Raw genomic sequence first — 25,040 nt, 5'->3', positions numbered from 1 at the left:
AGCATATACCAATTTAACTGATTTAAACATTATTTTGCTTGAAGAACTCATACGCTTTCGTAAACTGATAGTGAGTCGTATTAAATAGTTCAGCGCAGTGCTTCATGGAAGCAGATGTGCCGTTTACTTTAGAATATGCATAATAGGTCGCTGCTGCATAAGCATCCACAGTAAGCGGCCGTTTTGCTGCAATGACTTCCTCCGCATTATCAATCCAGGCAAGCAGCAGCTCATGCTCCTGGTTCACTTCATAAAGTGCCTGCAGTCCTTTATGGATGAAATCAAGCTTGACCAGTTCAAGCTGGTGAAAGATATAGGACAAATAAAGCTTTTCGTAATCTCTCATCTGTTCAAGTTCATCCCAGAGTTCCTTAGAGATCATTGTTTCCTTATGGTCAAGCTGTGAGATGAGAAAGATACCGAGCAGCCTATGATGACTATCATCGCTTCTTAACAGCGGAATCACCTGCTCCTCGAGATAACGCATCCCTTCGAATATATCACGGGGGCTCGGCGTATCATTGCCGGTCAGCCGGACAAGCTGCCGCCACATTTCTTCGGATGCCGTGCGGTCGCCGAGCGCATAATAATTGAAGCTGAGCGCATGATACAGCTGCGCATTCTTCAGCATCTTCTTCTTGTAGATGGGCAGCAGCAGAGCTTGTGACGCTTCGTACTGCTTCAAGTAGCAGAGCACAATACCCAGCTTAAATGATTCATCCTCACTAATCGGATGCAGCTTGTTCAGCCGCTGAATGTAGTGCTGATACTTACTATGCTGATGCGTATTATAGAGCAGTAATGTATAGTGGCAGAGCGCATGGATATCTGTTTCATCTTCGTCAAGCAGCTGTTCGAGCAGCGCTTCCGCTTCCGGATACCGGCTCATGAATAAATAAGCCATCGCTCTTAAGTTGCGCATTTCTTTACGCGCCTGCAGTGCAAGCGGCTGATTACTAATCCAGTCAATCGACTCGTTGATTCTACCGCGCGAGAATAAGTACTGAAAAATCTGCTGAGTGACAAACAAAGCACTTTCCGCTTCTACTTCCGCCTTATTTTTATAGACGACATCAAATGTTTTGACCAGTTCCGCCATATAAGACTGATCATCGGTCAGCTGAACATAGTATAAGCCGAACAAAAAGGCTTTGTTAGGTTCCCGTGCTTTCGTATACAGCTGACTCAATATGTAGAAGTAGTCAGCAAACGTCTCTGCTGTGACGATGCATTCATAAATGTAACCTGCACCAATGTCCACCTGCCCGATCTCCGCATAACACATAGCGAGGTCTTTAATATAGTCACGGGACTGTTGATGATCCAATGCCTTCTTCAAATAGACGATGGCATCCTTGAATAGCTGCTGACTCATTTTTTTCCGAGCCAGCAGATAATAACTTTCCGCATTGTTAGGCAGACTGATGATTTTGTCGTTCATGACTTCACCTCACTTCTGATCTGAAGCGGACAACCATAAGCAAATGCACCGGCCGGGACATCTTTCGAGACGACACTTCCAGCGCCGATCACTGCCCTGTGACCGATATTTACGCCCGGCAGTACAGTGACATTTGCTCCAATCATTACTTCATCCCCGATAATAATATCGCCCGTACGATATTCATGGACTAAATATTCATGGCAGAGCAGCGTCGTATTAAATCCTATAATGCAGTTAGTGCCGATTGTAATCTTCTCCGGAAACATAATATCCGGTGTTACTCTGTAGGCGATAGAAGTATATGGCCCGATTGTCATTCCTATGTACTGATAAAGTCTACGTTTAATGCGCATGGATGGACAGAACCTTCCAGCTTCAATAAGCACGGTATTGCGGGATACTTTAAGAAAAGAGACTGTCTGGTACACCCGCCATAATGGATTCGGCCCTGTTACTTTCGTGCTACTTATACGTCTCATCATTGCTTCCTTTAAGCGCTACATTGACATCGCCGTATTTCGGCAGACGGTAACGGTACGCGCGGTAGAGCCAGGTGATTACTGCCACTGTAATAATTACAATAGAGATAACCTGGGCAATTCTTAAATGTTCTGTCAGCATGAGGCTGTCTGTTCTTAAACCTTCCACAAAGAAGCGGCCGATTGAATACCAGATGGCATAGAGGAGAAACGTCTGGCCGATCCGCAGATGTTTTCTCACCAGCAGCAGCATCACGAAACCGGTTAGACTCCAGAGCGATTCATAGAGAAAGGTCGGATGATAATAAGTGCCGCCTACGTTCATCTGATTAATAATCCACTCAGGCAGCATCAGTTGTTCAAGAAACGTTCTCGAAACTTCTCCGCCGTGTGCCTCCTGATTCATGAAGTTACCCCAGCGGCCGATAGCCTGGGCCAGTATAATACTCGGCGCCACAATATCAGCGAGCTGGAAAAATGACAGATTTTTTCGTTTAGCCAGAATAAAGCCTGTACTGAAAGCACCGATCAGCCCGCCGTGAATGGCGATGCCGCCGTTCATGATCATCGGTATTTCAGCGGGATGGGCTTTGTAGTAGCTCCATTCGAAAGCAACATAGTAAATACGGGCGCAAATAATCGCGATAATAACGGCCCAGACGATAATATCTATCAAAGTGTCTTCCTTATACCCTTTTTTTACTGACTCACGCTGGGCGATTAAATAGCCGATCAATATCGCTGAAGCAATAATGATGCCATACCATCTGACAGATAACGGTCCGAGTTCAAACGCAATTGGATTAATAGCTGATAACATGTTAGTTCCCCTTTAATGACTGGCTTCTGATTTGTTCGTTCAATCTATCGTTAAATTCCTCAGCCGTATTGACACCGAGCGCATTAAGCCGGTAGTTCATTGCCGCAACTTCTATAATGACCGCAAGATTCCGGCCGGGTCTGACAGGAATGGTCTTCTTTGTAATCTGCGAATCAAGTATGGTCAGCTTTTCTTCAATCAGGCCGACCCGGTCATACATCTTGTTTTTATCCCATATTTCAAGGTTGATGTTCAGCATGACGCGTTTTTCCTGGAGGATAGAGCCTGCCCCGAACAGTGTCATGACATTGATGATACCCAGCCCTCTGATTTCAAGCAGATGTTCAATCAGCTGCGGCGGTTTGCCCATCAGTACATTTTTTGAAATCTCTTTGATTTCCACATTGTCATCCGCTACAAGACGGTGACCTCTTTTGACGAGTTCAAGTGCGGTCTCACTTTTACCGACACCGGAATCCCCAGTAATGAGTACGCCTATCCCGTAGACATCGACAAGAACGCCGTGCAGGCTTGTCTCAGGAGCAAGCTGCGTTTCAAGATAAGAAGTGAGTTTGCTCATCAGACTCGTTGTGGCATCTTCTGACGACAGCAGCGGCGTACCTTTACGGTCACATGCGGCGATCAGTTCTTCAGGCGGTTCGATACCGCGCGTAATGATGATGCACGGTGTTTCTTTGCGGCAGAGCTTATTCATCCGGTCGACTTTATCTTCCTTGCCGAGCATCTCGAAAAAAGATGTCTCCGTCGTACCGAGCACTTGAATTCTATCAGAGGAGTAGTGGGAGAAGTAGCCGGCCATTTCAAGACCTGGTCTTGAAATATCCGTATTCATCACAGGGCGGTCAAGTCCTTGTTCTCCTGCAAGCAGCGTCAGTTTAAACTTAGCGGTTATATCGTTACATGTTATCATGGATACCCTCCGTACTTTCGATACTATTATTCTAAATAACTTCTGCTGTAATTACAATGAAATGAAAAAAGCCTTTCATTTACTGATTCAGCTGATTCCCTGAAAGCACAAAACCAGACAGGAGGTCTCCCATCTGGCTGCTATCTATCAGTGATCAGTTGAACTATTGATGCATTCTTTCCACAAGCTGCTTCAAATACTTGCCCGTATAAGATGCGGCTGTCTCCATAATGACTTCCGGCGTTCCCTGCGCAATGATCTGACCGCCTCCTGAACCGCCCTCCGGACCGAGGTCGATAATGTAATCGGCCGTCTTGATCACATCGAGGTTATGCTCAATAATAATGACCGTGTCACCGTTATCGACAAGCTGATGCAATACTTTCAGCAGTCTTGCAACGTCATCTACATGCAGTCCTGTCGTCGGTTCGTCGAGAATGTACAGCGACCTGCCGTTCGAGCGTCTATGGAGCTCTGAAGCCAGCTTCACACGCTGTGCTTCGCCGCCCGACAATGTCGTCGCCGGCTGACCGAGTTTGACGTAACCAAGACCGACATCAACAATCGTTTTCAGTTTCCGGTTGATCTTTGGAATGTTTTCAAAGAAGTAATAAGCATCTTCTACTGTCATATCCAGCACATCTGAAATGTTTTTGTCTTTGTAGGTCACTTCCAGCGTCTCCCGGTTATAACGCTTGCCGTCACATACTTCACATGGTACATAGACGTCAGGCAAAAAGTGCATCTCAATTTTAATGATGCCGTCCCCGCGGCACGCTTCACAACGGCCGCCTTTTACATTGAAGCTGAAGCGGCCTTTCTGATAACCGCGCAGCTTTGCTTCATTGGTCTGGCTGAAGACATCGCGAATATCGTCAAATACGCCTGTATAAGTCGCCGGGTTTGACCGCGGTGTCCGGCCGATCGGCGACTGGTCGATATCGATGATTTTCTCGATCTGCTCTGCCCCGTCAATTGACCGGTGTGGACCTGGTTTGGCCTTTGTCTTATAGAGTTTCTGTGCCAGCCCTTTATATATTACATCATTGACCAGCGTACTTTTACCGGAACCAGAGACACCTGTCACAACCGTCATCATGCCGAGCGGGATATCAACATCCACGTCCTGCAGATTGTTGCTCGATGCGCCTTTCACTGAGATGTAACGGCCGTCAGGCTTGCGCCGCTCGGTCGGCAGTTCAATTTTCTTCTTGCCGCTCAAATACTGGCCGGTCAATGATTTCTTGTCTTTCATGACCTGCTTAGGGGTCCCTTGAGACACGATTTGGCCGCCATGGACGCCTGCGCCCGGACCGATATCAATCAAATAATCGGCCGCAAGCATCGTATCTTCATCATGTTCAACGACAATCAGCGTGTTCCCCATATCACGCATCGACTGCAGTGTAGCGATTAACCGGTCGTTATCACGCTGATGCAGTCCGATAGACGGCTCATCCAGAATATAGAGAACGCCCGTCAGTCTTGAACCGATCTGTGTGGCAAGGCGAATACGCTGCGCCTCTCCGCCTGATAATGTGCCTGCCATCCGGTTCAATGTCAAATACTCAAGACCGACATTATTCAGAAATGATAACCGTTCTGTAATCTCTTTAAGAATTAAGTTTGAGATCATCTGTTCCTTCTCAGTCAGGTCAAGAGAGTTAAAGTAGGCCGCTGATTCACCGATGGAACGACGGACCGTCTGTCCGATATGTTCATCGTTGATCTTAACAGCCATCGCCTGTTCATTTAACCGGTAGCCATGACATGTCTCACACTTCTCATCCGTCATATATTTACGCATCTGTTCCCGTGTATATTCAGACGGCGTCTCTTTGAAGCGGCGTTCAATATTATTAACGATTCCCTCGAACTTCATGCTTCTCGTCCGGGACACACGATTATCCTGCTTGAACTTATAGGCGATTGTATCCGGTCCGCCGTACAGAATAATATCGCGTTCTTCAGCTGACAGCTGATTAAATGGTTTCTTCATATCAATCTTATAGTGCTTGCACGTCTGCTTCAGTAAATTAGGATAATACTCAGAGCTGATCGGCTGCCATGGCACTAATACGCCGTCCTGCAGGCTTTTGGATTCATCGGGAATAACCAGGCTGATATCAACAGTCAGCTTAGTGCCTAACCCATCGCAGTCCGGACACGCACCGAACGGGCTGTTAAACGAAAACATCCGCGGTTCCAGCTTGTCGATGGAGAAGCCGCATACCGGACATGCATGATGCTCAGAGAACTTGAGCTCTTTGTCACCGATGACATCAATCAGGACATTTCCTTCAGCCAGCTGCAGCGCATTTTCAAGCGAATCTGCGAGTCTGCTTTCAATGCCCGGCTTGACGACCAGCCGGTCGACCACGACATCGATATCATGTGCGTGCGTTTTAGGAAGATCAATATCATCACCGGCATCATGCATCTCACCATTAATTTTAAGCCGCGCATAGCCTTTTTTGGAGATGTCCTCAATCAGTTTCTTATGCGTGCCTTTACGCCCTCTGACAAGCGGCGCAAGCACCTGGATCTTCGTCCGCTCTTCAAGCGCCATCACATGGTCAACCATCTGCTGAATGGTCTGCGATTCTATCTTAATATCATGGATCGGACAGTACGGCGTCCCGATCCGTGCATAAAGCAGTCTTAAGTAGTCATAAATTTCAGTGACTGTGGCGACCGTACTTCGCGGATTGTTGCTCGTCGTCTTCTGGTCGATAGAGATGGCAGGTGACAACCCTTCAATCGTATCCACATCAGGCTTGTCCATCTGTCCTAAAAACTGTCTGGCATATGCACTAAGTGATTCTACGTAACGTCTCTGACCTTCTGCGTAGATGGTATCAAAGGCAAGACTTGATTTACCTGACCCTGACAACCCGGTCATGACGACCAGCTTATCGCGCGGAATCGTAATGTCTATATTTTTTAAGTTATGTGCTCTTGCGCCTTTTACAACGATTTCTTTATTCTTCATGATCTCACCCTTCAGCCTTCAGTTCAAACAGAATATCACGTAATTCCGTCGCACGTTCGAAGTCAAGCGCTTTAGCTGCTTCTTTCATTTCATGTTCCACACGCTCGATAGTCTGCTGGCGTTCTTTCTTCGTTAATTTCTTCGTCTTCTTAGGTGCTGCTGTCTCTTCAGTCTCAACACTCGCGCTGATGACATCACGAATTTTCTTATTGATGGTCATCGGCGTAATGCCATGCACCTTGTTGTATGCTTCCTGAGTTTCCCGTCGGCGCTTTGTCTCTGAGATGGCAATTTCCATTGACTTTGTCATCTTATCAGCATACATAATGACTTTACCTTGTTCGTTACGCGCGGCACGGCCGATGGTCTGGATTAACGAACGCTCAGAACGCAGGAAACCTTCTTTATCCGCATCCAGAATAGCGACAAGTGATACTTCAGGAATATCCAGTCCTTCCCGCAGCAGGTTGATACCGATTAACACATCGTACACACCCATGCGCAGGTCACGGATGATTTCTATCCGCTCCAATGTCTTGATTTCCGAATGGAGGTAATTGACTTTAACGCCTGCTTCTTTCAAGTAAGTCGTCAAGTCTTCACTCATCTTCTTCGTCAGCGTCGTAATAAGCACGCGTTCATTTTGAGCGACACGCAGCTGTATCTCTTCCATAAGGTCATCAATCTGATGCTCAGATTTTCTGACTTCAATGATTGGATCAAGCAGTCCGGTCGGCCTGATAATCTGCTCGACCATCTCATCTGTATGTTCAATTTCATAAGGACCCGGTGTGGCAGAAACATAGACAAACTGCTTCGCTTTGCTGTCAAACTCCTCAAATGTCAGCGGTCTGTTGTCCAGCGCACTCGGCAGCCTGAAACCGTGTTCCACCAGCACTTTCTTTCTCGCCTGATCACCGTTGTACATCCCGCGCACCTGCGGCAGACTGACGTGCGATTCATCAATCATAATGAGCCAGTCATCACCGAAGTAATCAAGCAGTGTATAGGGCGTCGAACCTGTCGGACGCAGCGTCAGGTGGACCGAGTAGTTCTCAATCCCTGAACAAAATCCCATCTCACGCATCATCTCAAGATCGTAATTGGTCCGCTGTTCCAGCCGCTGCGCTTCCAGCAGCTTATTCTCCGCCCGGAACACTTTCAGCTGTTCTTCCAGTTCCCGTTCAATGCGCTCTATCGCAAGCTTCATCTTCTCCTCCCGGGTGACGAAGTGACTCGCCGGGAAAATAGCGAAGTGTTCCCGTTCCTTTAATACTTCTCCGGTCAAATAGTTGATCTCGCGGATACGCTCAATCTCATCCCCAAAAAATTCAATGCGGATACACTGCTCATCACGTGACGCCGGAAAAATTTCAACGACGTCACCTCTGACACGGAATGTACCGCGGTGAAAATCGATATCATTTCTCGTATACTGAACATCGACAAGCTTTCTGAGCAGGGCATTACGTTCCATCTCCATACCGACACGGACACTCACTACCATATCTTTGTACTCTTCCGGGTTACCAAGACCATAAATACAGCTGACCGAGGAAATGACGATGACATCGTTGCGTTCAAACAGCGCACTCGTCGCGGAGTGACGCAGCTTGTCAATCTCGTCATTAATAGAAGCATCTTTTTCGATGAATGTATCCGTGGACGGAACATAAGCTTCCGGCTGGTAATAATCATAATAGCTGACAAAGTATTCGACGCGGTTCTCCGGGAAAAACTCCTTGAACTCACTGTACAGCTGACCTGCGAGCGTCTTATTATGCGCAATGATCAGCGTCGGTTTGCCGACCTGCTGAATAACATTGCTCATCGTAAATGTCTTCCCTGTCCCTGTCGCGCCAAGGAGTGTCTGATGTCTTCTGCCTTCCTTGATGCCTTTTACAAGCTGATTAATCGCTTCAGGCTGGTCTCCTGAAGGCTGAAATTCTGACTGTATCTTGAATGGATGATTTTCCATCATACCCCTCCCTTTTCTTCATTATTTTATCAAATTTCATCATTCAGGTACAAACATCTGTTCGTAAAAAAGCAGATGCATGATGCATCTGCTACTGTTCGTGCAATTGAAAGCGATCGACAAGTAAATAACCGATAATCAGTGAAATGGTATCGATAAAGACAATCATCTCTGAATGAAAGAATCCTTTATAAACTGATACCCCGATCACTATAGTCGCTAACAATAGACCCGTATATTTATTTCTGATAATCATGCTGAAGACGATGACCATCAACGCAGGAAGAAATAAGGCGAGTAAATACCACGTCACTCCGAATCCTCCCTATCAAGAATGGCATACGTGATCTCTCTCAGTTCAGACCTTGGAATAAACTTCTCCTCAAGCATTTCCGGCAGAATATTATTCAGGAAATCCTGCACCGACACTAAATGGTCAAACTGCATGATTGTTTCCAGACTCTTTTCATAAATTTCAAAAAACAGCGGCTCTGGATTACGCTTTTGAATTTCCCCGAACGATTCGTAGAGCAGGTCAATCTTATCTGCGACAGCTAAAATCTGCCCCTCCATCGTATCATCTTTTCCTTCCTGCAGCCGTTCGCGGTAAACCTCGCGGTACTCAGGTGGAAATTCTGTGTCAATGAACTTAGTAATCATCTGTTCCTCCACTTCATTGAAGAGCTGCTTCAGTTCTTTAGAGGCATATTTGACAGGTGTTTTAATATCTCCTGTGAAAATCTCCGGATAGTCATGGTTGAGTGCTTTTTCATACAATTTCTTCCAGTCAATGGCATGACCATGGTATTCTTCTACCGTTCCTAAGTACTGGGCAATTTTAGTCACTTTGAATGAGTGACTAGCTACATTATGGTCATGATATTTGAATTTGCCCGGACAGCGGACAAGTTTCTCAAGATCGGACAAGCTTTTGAAATATTGATGAACACCCATTATTCGCCCTCCTCAATTTGCTGTATTAACACTTTCACTTTTTCTTCATTCAGTTCTCCTAAATATGTCTTTAGGACCACACCTTTACTATTTACAAAAATTGTCGTCGGTAAGTTGTTGATTTTATAATTCTTTCTCACGGAAGCATCAGCCGTCAGTATCGGATAATCCGCATGATATTTTTTGATGAACGCCGTGCGATTAAGTTCCTTATCCTGGAGATTCATACCGATGACCGTCACATGACCCGGTTTGTCGTGATTGTAATTGACCAGTGCCGGCATCTCACGGTTACATGGTTCACACCAGGAAGCCCAGAAATTAATAATATTGATATCCCCTGTGAGTAATTCAGTCAGCGGCTGCGGCTTCCCATGTTGATCATAAGCTGTCATTTCAGTAATATTTTTGCCGTTTAAATAGTGGGGATGGCCTGCCACTTGATTCGATTGATCGTCGTACGTCAGTACACGCCACACACTATAGCCCGCTGCAGCGAGCAGCGCTGCACTTAATAAAATAATCATAAAACGTTTCACGATGCCCCTCCTTAATATGGTTACATTATAACAAGGATAAGCGGTGAAACACTATATTATTATACAAAAAAACGTCATCACCCCTATAGCGGTGATGACGGTATGTTTGATCTAGTAAATGTATTGGTAATATGAAACATTGGCGCGATAAACTTTACGGAAAGTTTTAATGCCGCGTACTGGATAGTTCATTTCAGAGACGATGATATCACCGTTGCTGTAGATGCTTTCAACGACAGCGACATGGCCGTAATAACCTGATTGTGAAACAAGCACAGAACCTTTAATCGGTGATCTTCTGACAGTATATCCATAACGGACAGCATTGGATGCCCAGTATTTCGCATTGCCCCATTGGTTAGACACGTAGCGTCCCATCTGAGCACGGCGGTTAAACGCATAGTAAGCACATGATCCTGTCGTATAGTAGTTAGGTGCTTTATAGCGGATAGGGTTGGCATATGCAGCGGCGTCGGCTTCCTTAGTCACCTTAAAAGGAGTGATATTCAGTTCTCCACCAATTGTAATCAGCATTAATATCGTCAGCATCGTCAGCATTAATTTTTTCATTAGTATGTTTTCTCCTTAAGTTTTGTTCTTAAAAAAAGAGTAACATACCAATGAACTGTTCAAACCAATGTTATGGTTTTGTAATACAAGTGTTACGAGGACAGCATAAAATAACCGTAAAAGTTACAAAATTGCCCGTTATGCTACAATTTTGTAACAAAAAAAGAAATCTGCCGGCAACTAATTTGCCGGCAGATTTCCATTATTTGATAAGGCTGCTACATTTTACTTCTGCTTTGACAAATACGCTGCAATCTGCTCTGCTTCTTTGCCTTGTGCCTGACCTTTCGGCATCGGACCTTTACCATTTTTAATGATATTCAGTATTTCCGCTTTTGAGTACTTGCTTCCCACTTTTTGAAGGTTAGGTCCACTTGCCCCTTCCATATCGCGGCCGTGACAACCGACGCATGTGTTCTGCTGAAAGGCTGTCTTACCAGGATCAGAAGTTGACGTGTCTGATGTTTTAGTTTCGCTGCCACAAGCTGCGAGCAGAAGAGCTGAACCTATCAGTACAACTGACAATTGTTTTTTCATGACAATCCTCTTTTCATTAGCGTGGTTACTGGAGCTGTCTTTTCAAGTAAGCATCGATGAACATGGAGATATCTCCGTCCATGACAGCTCCCGTGTTGCCTGTCTCTGCATTCGTGCGGTGGTCTTTAACCATTGAATAAGGATGAAAGACATAAGAACGAATTTGTGAGCCCCAGCCGATTTCTTTCTGCTCACCACGGATAGCAAGCATCTCTGCTTCCTGCTCTTCAATCTTACGCTGATAAAGCTTGGCTTTCAGCATCTTCATCGCCTGTTCACGGTTTTTAATCTGTGAACGTTCGTTCTGACATGTCACAACAACACCTGTCGGTTTATGGGTAATCCGGACAGCTGAATCTGTTGTGTTGATATGCTGACCACCGGCACCGCTTGCCCGGTACGTGTCAATATTCAAGTCTTCAGTATTGATTTCGATTTCAATATTGTCATTATCAAACTCCGGCGTCACTTCACATGAAGCAAATGACGTATGACGTCTTCCTGACGAATCGAACGGGGAAATACGCACGAGGCGGTGTACCCCTTTCTCTGCTTTAAGATAGCCGTAAGCATTATGTCCTTTAATGAGCAGTGTCACGCTCTTAATCCCTGCTTCATCGCCTGGCAGGTAGTCCACTGTCTCCACCTTGAATCCCTGCTTCTCGCTGAACCGCTGATACATACGCAAAAGCATAGCACCCCAGTCCTGGGACTCAGTTCCACCTGCTCCTGGATGAAGTTCAAGAATCGCATTGTTGGCATCATGCTCACCATTAAGCAGCAGTTTCAGCTCAAACTGATCTACCGCTTCTTTCAAAGCGAGCAAGTTTTCACTGATGTCCTGCTCCATTTCAGCATCCGGCTCTTCTTTAACCATCTCAACCATAACTTCAATATTTTCTTTCTCTTCCGTCAGCTGATAGTAGCCGTTGACCACTTCTTTTAACGCATTGCTCTCGTTAATGATCTGCTGGGCCTTGCTGGAATCGTCCCAGAAACCCGGGTCCGCCATCATCTCGTCATATTCCTGGATGTTCGTCTCTTTTTCCTCTAAGTCAAAGAGACCCCCTGAATGATTGTAATTTCTCTTTTAACTCTGCCAGTCTGTTTTTTATTTCATATGATTCCATTATTGTTCCTACTCTCTACCATGACAATTTTTATACTTTTTGCCGCTGCCGCAAGGACACGGTTCATTTCTACCGATTTCCGGTTCATTCTGCTTCGGTTGTTTCTTAACTTTCTCTTTGCCGTCGCTTGCAACCATCGCTTCACCTTTAGCGACCTGCTCACGCTCAACTTGTTCATCTTTATCGATGACAGATTTAAGGATATACTTCGCAACATCATCTTCGATATCTTCAAGCATACCTTCAAACATGCTTAATCCTTCGTTCTGATATTCACGCAGCGGGTTAATCTGACCGTACGAACGCAGATGAATACCTGTACGCAGCTGATCCATCGTATCAATATGATCCGTCCACTTCATATCAATCGTACGGAGGAGAATCATCCGTTCGAATTCATGCATCTGGTCACCGAGCATTTCTTCCTGACGCTTGTACTGTTCATCAATGTGACGCATCACGACTTTGAAGATTTCATCGTTATCGCGGCGGGTAACCTCTTCTTCTTTCAATTGCCCTTCAGGGAGATACATATCTTCCACGAAGTTGATGAACGCTTGATAGTCGTGGTCCTCTTCTGTGATAAAGTGACCACTGACGGCACGACGTACTGACTCCTCAATCATTGAATGAACCTGCTCTGAACAGTCTTCCTGCTCAAGGATGTCATTCCGTTCCTTATAGATGATTTCGCGCTGTTTACGCAGCACATCATCATATTCAAGGACACGTTTACGGCTGTCATAGTTATTACCTTCCACTCGTTTCTGAGCAGATTCAACAGCGCGTGAGACCATCTTCGATTCAATCGGTGCATCGTCATTCATACCAAGACGTGTCATCATCGTCTGCATTCTTTCTGAACCGAAACGCACCATCAGCTCATCCTGTAGAGATAAATAGAACCGGCTGAAACCCGGGTCTCCTTGACGTCCTGAACGTCCGCGCAGCTGATCATCGATTCGGCGTGATTCGTGACGTTCTGTACCGATGACCGCGAGTCCTCCAAGTTCCACGACACCCTCTCCGAGTTTAATATCCGTTCCCCGGCCGGCCATGTTCGTCGCAATCGTCACCGCACCGCGTTGACCTGCATTCGCTACAATCTCAGCTTCCCGCTCATGGTTTTTCGCATTCAGCACGTTATGACGGATGCCGCGTTTTTTCAGCAGTCCTGAAATATATTCACTCGTCTCAACTGCCACTGTACCAAGCAGCACAGGCTGTCCGACTTTATGTCTGGCAATGACTTCCTCGACGACAGCTGTAAGCTTACCTTTCTCAGAAGCAAAGATTAAATCCGCTTTATCCTGGCGGGCAACCGGTTTATTGGTCGGAATCTGCGTCACAACCATATTATAGATGCTGACGAATTCTTCTTCCTCAGTCTTCGCTGTACCGGTCATCCCTGATAACTTGTTATACATACGGAAGAAGTTCTGGAATGTAATAGAGGCCATCGTTTTGGATTCATTTTGAATCTCAACGCCTTCTTTCGCTTCAATCGCCTGATGAACACCATCAGAGAAACGACGTCCGGGCATTGTCCGGCCGGTGAACTGGTCAACGATAACAATCTCGCCGTCCTGAACCACGTAATCGACATTGTTCAGCATAGAACGGTGTGCTTTCAGCGCGATATTGATGTGGTGCATCAGCGTCACATTTTTAACATCATAGAGATTATCGACTTTGAACATCTTCTCCGCTTTATCGATACCTGCTTCTGTCAGCTGGATGCCCTTTGTCTTCTCGTCATAGTTATAATCGACTTCATCTTTCAGCATCTTCACAAAGACATTCGCCTGTACGTAAAGACCCGTTGATTTCTCAGCCTGTCCCGAAATAATTAACGGCGTACGCGCTTCATCAATTAAAATGGAATCGACTTCATCGATGATAGCAAAGTTGAGTGGACGCATGACACGTTCCTCTGCATAAGTCACCATGTTATCTCTTAAATAGTCGAAACCGAGTTCATTGTTCGTACTGTAAGTAATATCTGCTGCATAAGCGTCGCGTTTCTCTGCTGTCGCCTTACTGTTCAAGTTGACACCGACTGAAAGACCAAGGAAGTTATAAAGCTGCCCCATCTCTACTGCCTGCGTGCTTGATAAATACTCATTGACCGTTACAACATGGACGCCGCGACCGGATAATGCATTCAAATAAACCGGCATTGTCGCCGTCAACGTTTTACCTTCCCCTGTTTTCATTTCAGCGATATCGCCGCGATGGATGACCGTACCACCCATGATCTGCACAGGATGAGGGAACAAGCCGAGAACACGTAAAGCCGCTTCACGTACAACCGCGAATGCTTCCGGCAGAATTTGATCAAGATATTTCTCCTGATCTTTATAGTCAGTGATTTCTTTAAGGTCATTCTGATATTTAACTGTCATACTTCTGAGTTCATCATCTGACTTTGCTGCCATTTGATCTTTATAGGATTCAACCTGGTCGGCAATTTTAGATAAAGATTTTACTTCACGTTTAGAACCGTCAAACATCTTTTTAATAAATCCCATGCTGTTCTCTCCTTTAATTACGAAAAACTATCGTCTACAACATCTAATAATAGCATTTATTGACGCTATATAAAAACATTTAAAAAGCTCACAGTAAGATATGTTCTGCGCGGCACCGGAAACTTAGCAGTGCTCACAAAAAAGCACCCCCGTCGCGACGGGGGCAGCGTTGCTATACTTCTGTAGATGTTTCAATCAGACCGTACTTACCATCGTTACGTCGATAGACGATGTTAGTCCCATTAGTCTCCGCATCGTTAAAGATGAAGAAATCATGGCCCAGCATGTTCATCTGCAGCACTGCTTCTTCAGAGTCCATCGGTTTAAGATCAAACTGTTTGGAACGAATGATCTCCATCTCATCCTGCTGGTCGTCTTCTGCAGCATCCAATTCCGGCAGCGCCGGGAATACATCTTTCTCCACGCCTTTCTCACGAAACTTACGGTTGACTTTTGTTTTATGTTTCCGGACTTGACGCTCCAGTTTCTCTACAATAAGATCAACAGCTGCATACAAGTCAGCATGCCGTTCTTCTGCCCGTAATGTCAGGTTTTTCAAAGGAATAGTGACTTCGACTTTTGCCTTAGAATCTTGGTAAGTCTTAATCTTTACATGGGCATTTGCGTCCGGCACCTCAGTAAAGTAGCGCTCAAGCTTACTCAATTTCTCTTCAATATAATTGCGAATGGCATCTGTCACTGTAATGTTATCACCGTGTATTTCATATCTGAACATATTGCATCGCTCCTTTTGAAACCATATTCTATGTTGTTTCTTCCTGTCTTTATTTTACCAAATATTCAGACTCTTGCAAAGATTAACACTCCTATTTCTGTGACTTGTTCCTGTCGCAGCACTTGAGCAGCCCGGTGGACCGTTAAACCTGTCGTATAAATGTCATCAATCAGCAGCACACGTGGCGCAGTCGCACCTTCTATATAGAAAGGATTGCTGTCCTGCAGTCGTTCAGCTTTAGTCAGTCCTGCCTGCTTCACGCGGTGCTTTGTCTTCAGCGGCTGCTGAAAACTGACGCCGGTCCGATGCACGACTTCTGCCATATGATCAAATCCCCGCTCAACGATTTTTTCCGGGCTTGACGGCAGCGGGATGACCATATCGCAGTTCATCGCCTTAATGTGCGGTTTTAACAGCGCCGCAAACACTTCAGCAAGAACGATATCCTTCTTAAACTTGTATTTAAAGATCAGCTCCTTTGTCCAGTCATCATAATCATAGAGACAATGGATGTGATCCACCGGCGCAAATCGACTGCTCATGAAATAACAGTCTGTGCAGTCAACTTCTTCCGGCTGCAGCTTTTTGCGGCAGTGGCTGCAGCGTCTCGCATCCTCCAGCTTAAATTTGCTGCTGCATGCTTCACAGATGAGCGGTTCACCTGTCAAATACGTGTGAAATGATAACTCCGTTCTATGGCGATTCAAGCAGATCAAGCAGTTCATTTAATCCATCCCCGCCTTTTAGCCGTCTGATTCATCGTCTGGATTTCCTTGACGGCCCGCTGCATACTCAGCGTTACACCATCATGAAAAAAGATAACTTCTCCGTCATAATACTCACGTTTCCGGTCAACCCGGCCGGCCATCTGAATCAGGCATTCCGCGGTGAAACTCCCGGAATCAACGACCCAGACATCAAGACCTGCGAGCGTAAAACCACGCTCAAGTATAGTGGTCGTAAAAACAATACGGTGCTTCCCCGCCCTGATCTCCTCTACTTTGTCATGCCTGCTGCGGTCAGCCGCAAAGACGGTCAGCGGCTTAAATGATTGGTAGGTGACGGCTGCGGCTGTCATCACTTGTATATCATTGAAGAAGACAAGCAGTGTGCCGCTGTGCCGGCGTTCCAGCCGGGCAGCGAGCCGCCCTTTCAATATTGATTTTACCGACAGATACTTAAAGCGCGGGACGGGCAGCGGACGTTCATGATAACGTGCCGGCAGTGTAATGACCTCATGCTTCTCGAATGCCGCCCGCAGTGCTCTCGGCGGTGTCGCCGTCAAGTAGATCATCGTGCCGTCTGCTGCAGCCGCTCTTGCTACACAGCGCATCAACCGTTCGTCCATCGGCAGCGGAAAGGCATCCACCTCATCGACAATCAACAGACCGAAGTGATGCATATAACGATAGAGCTGCGGGACTGTGCAGATGACGAACCGACTGCTGTAAGCAAGCGACTGCCCTTCGTACAAGACGTCAATGTCCGCATCAAAGTACGCTGCCATTCTTAAGTACACTTCTTTGACGACATCGACTCTCGGCGATACGATGGCCACATTTCTGCCAAGCCGTCTTGCTGTCTGAATCCCCTTCAGAATCATCTCTGTTTTGCCCGCACCGGTCACCGCATGCAGCAGCCGCCTGCCTCCTGATTCGACCGCTTCAACAATTAAGCGGGAAGCATAATTCTGCTGGGCAGTGAGGGCAAAATCAAGGTGACATTCCAGCTGTTCAGGAGCATCAGGTATTGCCACCGGCTGATAATAAGTTTCTGTCGTCGACCACGTCATCATAATACAGACACGGCAATAAGTGATCTCCTTCTGGAACTGATGATTGAAGTACGTATAAAACAACCGCTGATCTTCATTCAAGCAATAGCTGCAGTGATAACCCTGTGCTTTGATGACACCCGGCATCCCGGAGCAGCTTGTTTCAAGCAGTGCCATAATGACCTCCAAAAAAACAGCACACTAAAGTAAGTGTGCTGTAGAATATAAAATTAAAATATAAGACGTTGTATTGAAACTTCAAATATTCAGGCGTCGTTTGGTCACACCGAAGCCTAATGCTTTCTCGCCTAAATGTGAGCCGATGACAGGACCAAATTCTGTCAGTATCCACTTGATATCAGGATGAGCTGCTTCCAGTCTATCCAGCCATTCACGTGCTGACGCTTCATCGTTTGCGTGAATGATACATGCCGTCACATCGCGGGCATCACCGATAAACTGCTCAATCAGTGACTCTATTTCCTTCATTGCTTTTTTCTTTGTGCGGACTTTGTCGAACGGCACAATTTTTGTTCCCTGAAAGTTCAGTATCGGCTTGACCTGCAGCATGCTGCCGATAAAAGCCTGTGCCCCAGTCAGCCGGCCTCCTTTTTGCAAGTTCTTCAGATCATCGACAAGAAAATAGGCATTTGTGTCTTCTTTCATCGCCGTAAGTTCCGCGATGATTTCAGCTGCTGAATGTGTCTCCTTCATTTCGCTGGCGCGCAGCGCAAAGAATCCTTGCGGCGCACATGAAATTTCCGAGTCAAAGGCATGGACCGTAAGACCATCAACCATCGTTCCTGCTGTGACAGCACCTTGATACGTTCCACTGATGCCGCTTGACAGGTGAACGGCAATAACATCAGTAGCTCCGTCATCCTTCAATCGTTGAAGCAGCTTGACGTAGTCGCCGATAGCCGGCTGGCTCGTCGTCGGCAGTTCCTTCTCAGCTTTCATCCGCCTGTAGAATTCTTCGCTTGACAGCTCCTCTATTTCTTTATAGGAGACGCCATCAAACAATACATTCAGTGGTATTACATGAATATCATAATCTGCTGCCAGCTGTGCCGGCAGATATGCTGTAGAATCTGTTATTATTGCAATGCTCATGTCATTCCTCCTTACCCACATTTCCATCATACCATGTTGGCTTGAAAAATAAAGTGCGGACCAATTGTATCCACGATAGTCATTGACTATACTTATATAAACGAAAGCTAAAGGAATGAATGCGAATGTCCGACAACTATATCACGATTAAACAGGAGGTCACCTATGAACAGGTGATCAATAAATCCCGCTTCATCACGTCTCTTTATCCAGTGTCAACAGAAGATGAAGCAAAAGCTTATATCGCCCTTACTAAAGATACGCATAAAGGTGCTAATCATAACTGTTCAGCCTATACGCTCGGCACAGCACATCAGATCCAAAAAGCGAACGATGACGGCGAGCCATCCGGAACAGCAGGCGTGCCGATGCTTGAAACCCTTAAAAAGGAAGATGTTCATAATGTCGTCGCCATTGTCACGCGTTACTTCGGCGGCGTTAAGCTCGGGACAGGCGGACTGATCCGCGCTTACCAGTCCGGCATTACAGAAGCGGTCAGACAGACAGGAAAAGTGAGCATGCAGCAGGCGGAACGCTACTTAGTCACGATGAACTATGAACAGACCGGAAAGTTCGACCACTTCATAGACCAGACGCCTTATGACGTCATCGACAAAAGCTATACCGATAAAGTCACTTATACCATCCATATTACCGCCGAAGATGTCCCCGCATTTGAATCATTTGTCAGCAATCAGACAAACGGCCAGGCAGCCATAAAAAAAGAAGCATCATTGATGCTTCCGTTCGATTTATAATGTTTTTTTGAAAATTCTCGAATAAATGTTAAGCACCGGCCGGTAATGTTCATCGACAAGTCCCGTCAGTTCGACTATCATTTCAATCGTTAGTAAAATCATAAATCCTATCAGCAGCGCACCCCAGTTAGTAGATAAATATAAAATGATTGAGGCGATGCTAAACAAAATGGCGATAGAGTATATGAGAATAACGGTCTGCGGATGCGTGTAACCTAGTTCAAGCAGTTTATGGTGCAGATGAGATTTGTCCGCCTGCATAATTGGCTTCCCCTGACGGTATCGTCTGATCATCGCCACAAACATATCAATAAATGGCACGGCGAGAATGATAACCGGGAAAAACAACGAGATCAAGGTGATATTTTTAAAGCCGAGCAGACTTAATACACCGATAATATAACCGAGCATCAGTGCCCCATTGTCACCGAGAAATATTTTGGCGGGATAGAAATTATAGCGGATAAAACCAATCAGCGAGCCAATCAGCACACTGCAGATCATCATAATGAAAATATCATGCTGTAAAATGGAGATAAAGCCGATCGTACAAAGCGCGATGAGCGATACACCGGACGCCAGGCCATCGAGACCGTCAATCAAGTTGATAGCATTAGTCACAGCGACAATCCAGAAAATTGTCATCGGGATACTCAATACGCCGAAATCAATGACGATGCCGAACGGCAGGGTAATTAAATCAAGCGTCACGCCATAATAAACGACGATGGAACTAATAGCAATCTGTCCGATCAGCTTCACAATCGGTCTTAAATCATACAAGTCATCAATCAGGCCGAGGAAATTAATCAATATCGCACCAATGACGATAGGCATAAACTCTCGTTCTACAGGATGACCAATAAACATCCCGGTCAAAAACGAAATGAGCAGGACAACACCGCCAAGCATAGATACTGGAACGGTATGGACTTTGCGTATATTTGGTTTGTCAAGTGCTCCGATGTACGGCGAGAACTTGATGATCAGTGGTGTTATGATAAATGAGATAACAGCCGTAATAAGAATTAACGTTAATGTAAACATAGGCCACCCCAAGGTTTAAATTCTTATTTAATATAGCATATTAAATTTAAATGCGGTATTATTTTCGTGAACAGATACATCTGGACCGATTGACGAAACGCTTTATTTGATACATAATAATACGGTTAATAACAATACTCGGCACCATGTCTATGAACAATCAGCTGTCCGCAGACATCGGTAATAATTGAAATAAAGAGTAAAGCTCAAGCTTTACTCTCTTTTTTAGGGACTAAATGTTAAGGAGATGGGAATTGTGAAACGTCTGGACTATTTATACACGATTATTGGTTCTATTCTTGTAGCGCTCAGCTACAATTTGTTCCTGCTGCCGTCACAGCTGGCAGCAGGAGGTATTTCAGGAGTGAGCACGATATTAAATGAGCTGTTTCAAGTGGAGCCCTTTATCGTCCAGTCCGTCATCAATATCCCTATTTTCATTGCCGGCTGGATGGTTCTCGGCCGAGATTTCAGTCTGAAGACTATTGTGGCAACCTTTCTGATTCCGTTCGTTATTTTTCTGACGGATGATTTTGTGGACAACGGCATACATAATCCTCTGCTCGGTGCCATCTACGGCGGAATACTGCTCGGATTAGGCTTAGGCCTCGTCTACAGAGGGAATGGTTCCACAGGCGGCACAGCAACACTTGCACAGATCGTCAAAAAATATACAGGGTTGTCCAGCGGCTTCTGTCAGCTGATCGTAGATGCAGTCGTAGTGGCGGCAAGTGCCTTCGTCTTTGATTTTGAGCTTGCGCTCTACGCCCTTATTTCTATTTACGTCACCAGCAAAGTCATTGACTTCGTTCAGCTTCATACGGGTGACAACAAACTTGTCTTTATTATTACAGAAGAAGAACGAACAGTTACGCAGCTGATCTATGATTCGGTCGAGCGCGGTGTGACTAAAGTCAGTTCTTTCGGAAGCTATTCACATGCAGAGAAAGCCCTGCTGTTTTCTGTTATGGAGCAGAAGGAAGCTATTTATTTCAAGCAGGTGATCAGTCGGGCTGAACCTGAGTCATTCGTCATTTTCCTCAATGCCTCCGATATTATCGGACGCGGCTTCTCTAAATCAAAACGATATGACAGTAATCAAAATGAATGACAATAGTAGGAGTTGGTTTTATGTTTGAAGCAGTTATTTTTAATGTAGCTGTCACTATCAGTGGTATTTATTTGTTTCACCGGATGCAGTTCTTTGAAGAGAAAGAAATTGTTTTCTCGAAGAATTATATTACTTTGCTGATGATATTCATCAGTTTCTTACTAATGACTTACCCTATTGAATTCAAAGGGCTGGCATTTAATATGGCATTCATGCCGCTGCTATTTATCGGCCGCTATACGAATGCCGTCTATACGTTCGTGAGTGCTGTCATTGCTGCTGTGCTGCAGCTTGCCTTCTTTCACGGCAGCTGGATTGACGGACTTGTGTTCGTCGGCATCGGCTTGTTCGTCGGCGTCATCGGTCCTTTTATCAGCATGTCTCATTTCGCAAGCATTCAAATACTCAATGGCATTGCACTTGTCGTTATCGTGCTCAGCCTGCCATTTCGCGAGTTGCCTCATATGCTGCTCTATACAGCCATGCTGATCTGTGTGTCCTTCATCATGACGATATGCAGCGGCTTGATGTTCGTCGATATTTGGCAGATCTCAAAATTGATCAAACGCTATGAGCATGAAGATGCGGTCGATTACTTGACCGGTCTCGGCAACGTCCGCGAATTCGACCGTCAGCTTAATGCGACGAGCCGCTATGAACATCAGGCGATTAGTCTGCTGTTGATTGATATCGATGAGTTCAAGGAAGTCAACGATCAGTACGGCCATATCGCAGGTGATGCCGTATTAAGGCAGATCGCCCAGGTACTGACCAACTATATTCCAGTCGGAACGAAAGCTTTCAGAAATGGGGGCGAGGAGTTTTCAGTCATTCTTGTCGACGTCACGCTCGACAGTGCAATCAAGCTTGCTGAAAGTATTCGTCAAGGCGTCCGGCAGACAACGTTCCATCTGCCGAATAAAGAAACAATTTCATTGACTGTATCTATCGGCGTCGGTTATCTTCAAAAAGAGGAAATGAAATCTCACCGTAAAATTTTTAAAGATGCAGATGACATGCTGTATGCTGCAAAAGAACAGGGACACGATACGGTCATGTTCAATCCCATCATCAAATAACGGAAAGGCACCCTTTCTGTTATTTTTTTTATTATATAGGAGGTTAAAATGACAAGTAATGATATAAATAAAACGATTGATGTCATCATGATCGCCGGTAAAATACTGCTTGAGAACGGTGCAGAGACATACCGCGTCGAAGATACAATGACACGCATTGCAGCTCATTATGGACTGAATAATACGCACAGCTTCGTCGTACCGACTGCCATCATCTTCTCACTCAGCGATAAATCAGAGACACGGCTCATGCGGATCGATACACGGACAACTGACCTTGAGAAAATTGCTAACACCAATGAAATATCAAGAGCCATTGCAGCTGATACGATGACGCTGGATATGGCAAAAGCCGCGCTCCATGAGCTTGATCAGGCGAATCTGCAGTACCCTCTCTGGCTGAAGGTGCTGTCCGCCGGTATCGTCAGCTTCTTCTTCCTGTTCATGTTCGATGGCACAGCAGTTGATGCGCTGCCTGCTTTTCTAGCAGGCAGCATCAGTTTTCTGATCGCGGAATACATTCAGCTGCATACACGCATCAAATTCTTCTCGGAATTCGCGGCAGCGATCATCATCGCATTAATCGCCCAGCTGTTTGTCCTGCAGCTTGGCGGGGGATCTATCAACAAAATTATCATTGCAGGTGTCATGCCGCTTGTGCCTGGAGTATTGATCACTAACGCCATCCGCGACTTGATGGCATCGCATTTACAGGCCGGTATCGTTAAAGGCGTGGAAGCGGGACTGACAGCATTTGCAATCGGCGCGGGGGTGGCTCTATGCTTAACGATATTTTAATGGTTGCTTTTCAGTTCATCACGAGTTTTTTTGCGACCTTGTTCTTCTCCATTATTTTCAACGCGCCGAAAAGACTGCTTGTGCCGTGCGGTATTGTCGGTGCTGTAGGATGGGTCGTCTACTACTTTACACTGCAGGCGATGACGAGCGTCGGAGCCTCGTTTTCAGGGGCTTTCTGTTTAGGGATGATGGCCCATTTTATGGCAAGGTATTATAAGCGGCCGGTTATTATTTTTTATGTATCAGGGATCATCCCGCTCGTTCCCGGAGGACTGGCCTATGATGCGACAAAGCTGATGATTATTCATAATTACGATGCAGCGATTCAGAAAAGCTTTGAAGCGATGATGATCTCCGGTGCCATCGCATTTGCACTCATTATCGTGGAAATTATCTTTCAGACTTATTTAAAATTAAGAAGAAAGGTGCAAATGCATCGAAATCCGATATAATATACGTATCAATGATTAGGGGGATTTAACTTGAAGCATGAAATTATTGAACGTTTATCGCGTTATGTCAAAATCGATACACAGTCAGACGCAGTCAGTGAGACAACACCATCAACAGACAAACAATGGGAACTCTTACGTCTGCTCGAACAGGAAATCAAGGAACTCGGCCTTGAAGCAGCCATTGATGATAAAGGTTACTTGATGGCGACATTGCCGGCAAATACGGATAAAGAAGTGCCGGTGATCGGGCTTCTGGCACATGTGGATACGGCTACTGATTTTACGGGAACAAACGTCTCTCCTCAAGTGATCGAAAACTATGACGGCAAGGACATCACATTAAAAAGCGGCCTTGTCATCGATACGAAAACATTCCCTGAACTGCCGGACTACAAAGGTCATACGATGATGACAACTGACGGCACAACGCTGCTTGGTGCTGACAATAAGGCGGGCATTACAGCAATCATGGAAGCAGTCATCTATCTTCAGGCACATCCGGAAATTAAGCACGGCATGATCCGCTTTGCGTTCACACCGGACGAAGAAATCGGCCGCGGTCCGCATCACTTTGACGTCAAGCGTTTCGGTGCAGATTTCGCCTACACAATTGACGGCGGACGCCTCGGGGAGCTCCAGTATGAAAGCTTCAACGCCGCAAGCGCCGAAGTACATTTCTACGGTGTCAATGTCCATCCAGGTTCCGCGAAAGACAAAATGATCAACGCGCTGACATTAGGTATACAGTTCAACAGCGCCCTGCCGGTAGATGAAGTGCCTGAAAAAACTGAGAACTACGAAGGCTTCTATCATCTGATGGCGATGGAAGGTTCTGTTGAAGAGGCTGTGCTGCACTATATTATCAGAGACCACGATAAAGCGCAGTTCGCTGCACGGAAAGCACTGATGGAGCAGGCAGCGAAAAATATTGCCGGGCAGTACGGTGAAGATAAAGTGAAACTGACCATTAATGATCAGTATTACAATATGGGAGAAAAAATCATGCCCCATCCTGAACTGACTGAAATACCGCAGGAAGTGATGAAGGAACTGGCAATCGAACCGATCATTGAACCGATTCGCGGCGGCACAGACGGCTCACAGTTATCATATATGGGACTGCCGACGCCGAACATCTTCACGGGCGCCGACAACTTCCATGGACCTTATGAATATGTGTCCATCGACAATCTTGAAAAAGCGGTCCAGACTATTGTCGGTATCGCCTCTAAGTTCGAGGCCCGCTCATAATTGGCATAAAAAA

At 45.8% G+C, this 25,040-nt stretch carries 24 protein-coding genes; 6 read left to right on the top strand and 18 right to left on the bottom strand.

Annotated features, from left to right (window positions below; translation table 11 throughout):
• Positions 1 to 22 precede the first annotated feature (22 nt).
• The 17 genes from ERX35_RS00870 to ERX35_RS00790 form a co-directional block, all read right to left on the bottom strand.
• A complete protein-coding gene (locus tag ERX35_RS00870) occupies positions 23 to 1,441 on the bottom strand; it encodes a tetratricopeptide repeat protein (RefSeq protein WP_149458018.1) in 1,419 nt (472 codons plus the stop codon).
• Positions 1,438 to 1,923: an acyltransferase gene (locus ERX35_RS00865; RefSeq protein ID WP_149458017.1), complete on the bottom strand. Its 486-nt coding sequence runs from the start codon at positions 1,921 to 1,923 to the stop codon at positions 1,438 to 1,440. Before ERX35_RS00865 ends, ERX35_RS00870 begins: the two co-directional genes overlap by 4 nt.
• Positions 1,907 to 2,743, bottom strand: coding sequence for a prolipoprotein diacylglyceryl transferase (lgt, locus tag ERX35_RS00860; protein ID WP_149458016.1), 837 nt, complete (start codon positions 2,741 to 2,743; stop codon positions 1,907 to 1,909). The genes ERX35_RS00865 and lgt overlap by 17 nt, the downstream gene beginning before the upstream one ends.
• A gap of 1 nt (position 2,744) precedes the next feature.
• Entirely contained in the window at positions 2,745 to 3,674 is a 930-nt protein-coding gene (hprK, locus tag ERX35_RS00855) for an HPr(Ser) kinase/phosphatase (protein WP_149458015.1), read from the bottom strand.
• Positions 3,675 to 3,837: 163 nt separating this feature from the next.
• A complete protein-coding gene (gene uvrA, locus ERX35_RS00850) occupies positions 3,838 to 6,666 on the bottom strand; it encodes an excinuclease ABC subunit UvrA (protein WP_149458014.1) in 2,829 nt (942 codons plus the stop codon).
• Positions 6,667 to 6,670: 4 nt separating this feature from the next.
• Positions 6,671 to 8,647 (bottom strand): excinuclease ABC subunit UvrB, encoded by a 1,977-nt coding sequence (gene uvrB, locus ERX35_RS00845; RefSeq protein WP_149458013.1) that lies wholly within the window; start codon positions 8,645 to 8,647, stop codon positions 6,671 to 6,673.
• 88 nt (positions 8,648 to 8,735) lie between these two features.
• A complete protein-coding gene (locus tag ERX35_RS00840) occupies positions 8,736 to 8,957 on the bottom strand; it encodes a CsbA family protein (protein WP_149458012.1) in 222 nt (73 codons plus the stop codon).
• Complete coding sequence (locus tag ERX35_RS00835) at positions 8,954 to 9,598, bottom strand: YfbR-like 5'-deoxynucleotidase (RefSeq protein WP_149458011.1); 645 nt, start codon at positions 9,596 to 9,598, stop codon at positions 8,954 to 8,956. The genes ERX35_RS00840 and ERX35_RS00835 overlap by 4 nt, the downstream gene beginning before the upstream one ends.
• Positions 9,598 to 10,137 (bottom strand): TlpA family protein disulfide reductase, encoded by a 540-nt coding sequence (locus ERX35_RS00830; RefSeq protein WP_149458010.1) that lies wholly within the window; start codon positions 10,135 to 10,137, stop codon positions 9,598 to 9,600. Before ERX35_RS00830 ends, ERX35_RS00835 begins: the two co-directional genes overlap by 1 nt.
• 111 nt (positions 10,138 to 10,248) lie before the next feature.
• The gene (locus tag ERX35_RS00825) at positions 10,249 to 10,707 is read right to left on the bottom strand and encodes a CHAP domain-containing protein (RefSeq protein WP_149458009.1); all 459 of its coding nucleotides are present in this window, start codon (positions 10,705 to 10,707) and stop codon (positions 10,249 to 10,251) included.
• Positions 10,708 to 10,932: 225 nt separating this feature from the next.
• Positions 10,933 to 11,244: a cytochrome c551 gene (gene cccB / locus ERX35_RS00820; protein ID WP_149458008.1), complete on the bottom strand. Its 312-nt coding sequence runs from the start codon at positions 11,242 to 11,244 to the stop codon at positions 10,933 to 10,935.
• Between the two features lie 25 nt (positions 11,245 to 11,269).
• A protein-coding gene (gene prfB / locus ERX35_RS00815; protein WP_246143095.1) for a peptide chain release factor 2 occupies positions 11,270 to 12,374 on the bottom strand; the annotation gives its coding sequence in 2 pieces (ribosomal slippage) (positions 11,270 to 12,301 and positions 12,303 to 12,374; 1,104 coding nt in all).
• Positions 12,375 to 12,382: 8 nt separating this feature from the next.
• Positions 12,383 to 14,905 (bottom strand): preprotein translocase subunit SecA, encoded by a 2,523-nt coding sequence (secA, locus tag ERX35_RS00810; RefSeq protein ID WP_149458006.1) that lies wholly within the window; start codon positions 14,903 to 14,905, stop codon positions 12,383 to 12,385.
• Between the two features lie 172 nt (positions 14,906 to 15,077).
• Entirely contained in the window at positions 15,078 to 15,641 is a 564-nt protein-coding gene (gene hpf / locus ERX35_RS00805) for a ribosome hibernation-promoting factor, HPF/YfiA family (RefSeq protein WP_149458005.1), read from the bottom strand.
• 65 nt (positions 15,642 to 15,706) lie between these two features.
• The gene (locus ERX35_RS00800; protein ID WP_149458004.1) at positions 15,707 to 16,366 is read right to left on the bottom strand and encodes a ComF family protein; all 660 of its coding nucleotides are present in this window, start codon (positions 16,364 to 16,366) and stop codon (positions 15,707 to 15,709) included.
• Complete coding sequence (locus tag ERX35_RS00795) at positions 16,363 to 17,592, bottom strand: DEAD/DEAH box helicase family protein (RefSeq protein ID WP_149458003.1); 1,230 nt, start codon at positions 17,590 to 17,592, stop codon at positions 16,363 to 16,365. Before ERX35_RS00795 ends, ERX35_RS00800 begins: the two co-directional genes overlap by 4 nt.
• 81 nt (positions 17,593 to 17,673) lie before the next feature.
• Positions 17,674 to 18,528 carry a DegV family protein gene (locus ERX35_RS00790; RefSeq protein ID WP_149458002.1) on the bottom strand — a complete coding sequence of 285 codons (855 nt, stop codon included), beginning with the start codon at positions 18,526 to 18,528 and terminating at the stop codon, positions 17,674 to 17,676.
• Positions 18,529 to 18,653: 125 nt separating this feature from the next.
• On the opposite strand from ERX35_RS00790, the gene ERX35_RS00785 reads away from it, so the two are divergent.
• Positions 18,654 to 19,286: a YigZ family protein gene (locus ERX35_RS00785; RefSeq protein WP_149458001.1), complete on the top strand. Its 633-nt coding sequence runs from the start codon at positions 18,654 to 18,656 to the stop codon at positions 19,284 to 19,286.
• Here ERX35_RS00785 and ERX35_RS00780 read toward each other — a convergent pair.
• Positions 19,281 to 20,333: a glycosyltransferase family 4 protein gene (locus ERX35_RS00780; protein ID WP_149458000.1), complete on the bottom strand. Its 1,053-nt coding sequence runs from the start codon at positions 20,331 to 20,333 to the stop codon at positions 19,281 to 19,283. The two genes, ERX35_RS00785 and ERX35_RS00780, sit on opposite strands and share 6 nt — an antisense overlap.
• A gap of 256 nt (positions 20,334 to 20,589) precedes the next feature.
• On the opposite strand from ERX35_RS00780, the gene ERX35_RS00775 reads away from it, so the two are divergent.
• The 5 genes from ERX35_RS00775 to pepT are packed head-to-tail and all read left to right on the top strand — an operon-like array spanning position 20,590 to position 25,027.
• Complete coding sequence (locus tag ERX35_RS00775; RefSeq protein WP_425463243.1) at positions 20,590 to 21,444, top strand: YitT family protein; 855 nt, start codon at positions 20,590 to 20,592, stop codon at positions 21,442 to 21,444.
• Positions 21,445 to 21,464: 20 nt separating this feature from the next.
• Positions 21,465 to 22,523 carry a GGDEF domain-containing protein GdpS gene (gdpS, locus tag ERX35_RS00770; protein ID WP_149457998.1) on the top strand — a complete coding sequence of 353 codons (1,059 nt, stop codon included), beginning with the start codon at positions 21,465 to 21,467 and terminating at the stop codon, positions 22,521 to 22,523.
• Between the two features lie 48 nt (positions 22,524 to 22,571).
• The gene (locus tag ERX35_RS00765) at positions 22,572 to 23,321 is read left to right on the top strand and encodes a threonine/serine exporter family protein (RefSeq protein ID WP_149457997.1); all 750 of its coding nucleotides are present in this window, start codon (positions 22,572 to 22,574) and stop codon (positions 23,319 to 23,321) included.
• On the top strand, positions 23,303 to 23,773 hold the full coding sequence (locus ERX35_RS00760; protein WP_246143094.1) for a threonine/serine exporter family protein: 471 nt from the start codon (positions 23,303 to 23,305) through the stop codon (positions 23,771 to 23,773). Before ERX35_RS00765 ends, ERX35_RS00760 begins: the two co-directional genes overlap by 19 nt.
• A 30-nt stretch (positions 23,774 to 23,803) precedes the next feature.
• The gene (gene pepT, locus ERX35_RS00755) at positions 23,804 to 25,027 is read left to right on the top strand and encodes a peptidase T (RefSeq protein WP_149457996.1); all 1,224 of its coding nucleotides are present in this window, start codon (positions 23,804 to 23,806) and stop codon (positions 25,025 to 25,027) included.
• The last annotated feature ends 13 nt before the right edge of the window (positions 25,028 to 25,040 follow it).

Source organism: Macrococcus equipercicus (assembly GCF_004359525.2).
GTDB classification, from domain to species: domain Bacteria; phylum Bacillota; class Bacilli; order Staphylococcales; family Staphylococcaceae; genus Macrococcus; species Macrococcus equipercicus.
The sequence above is the reverse complement of the archived record's forward strand: the minus strand, read 5'-3'. Positions and strand labels throughout refer to the sequence as shown.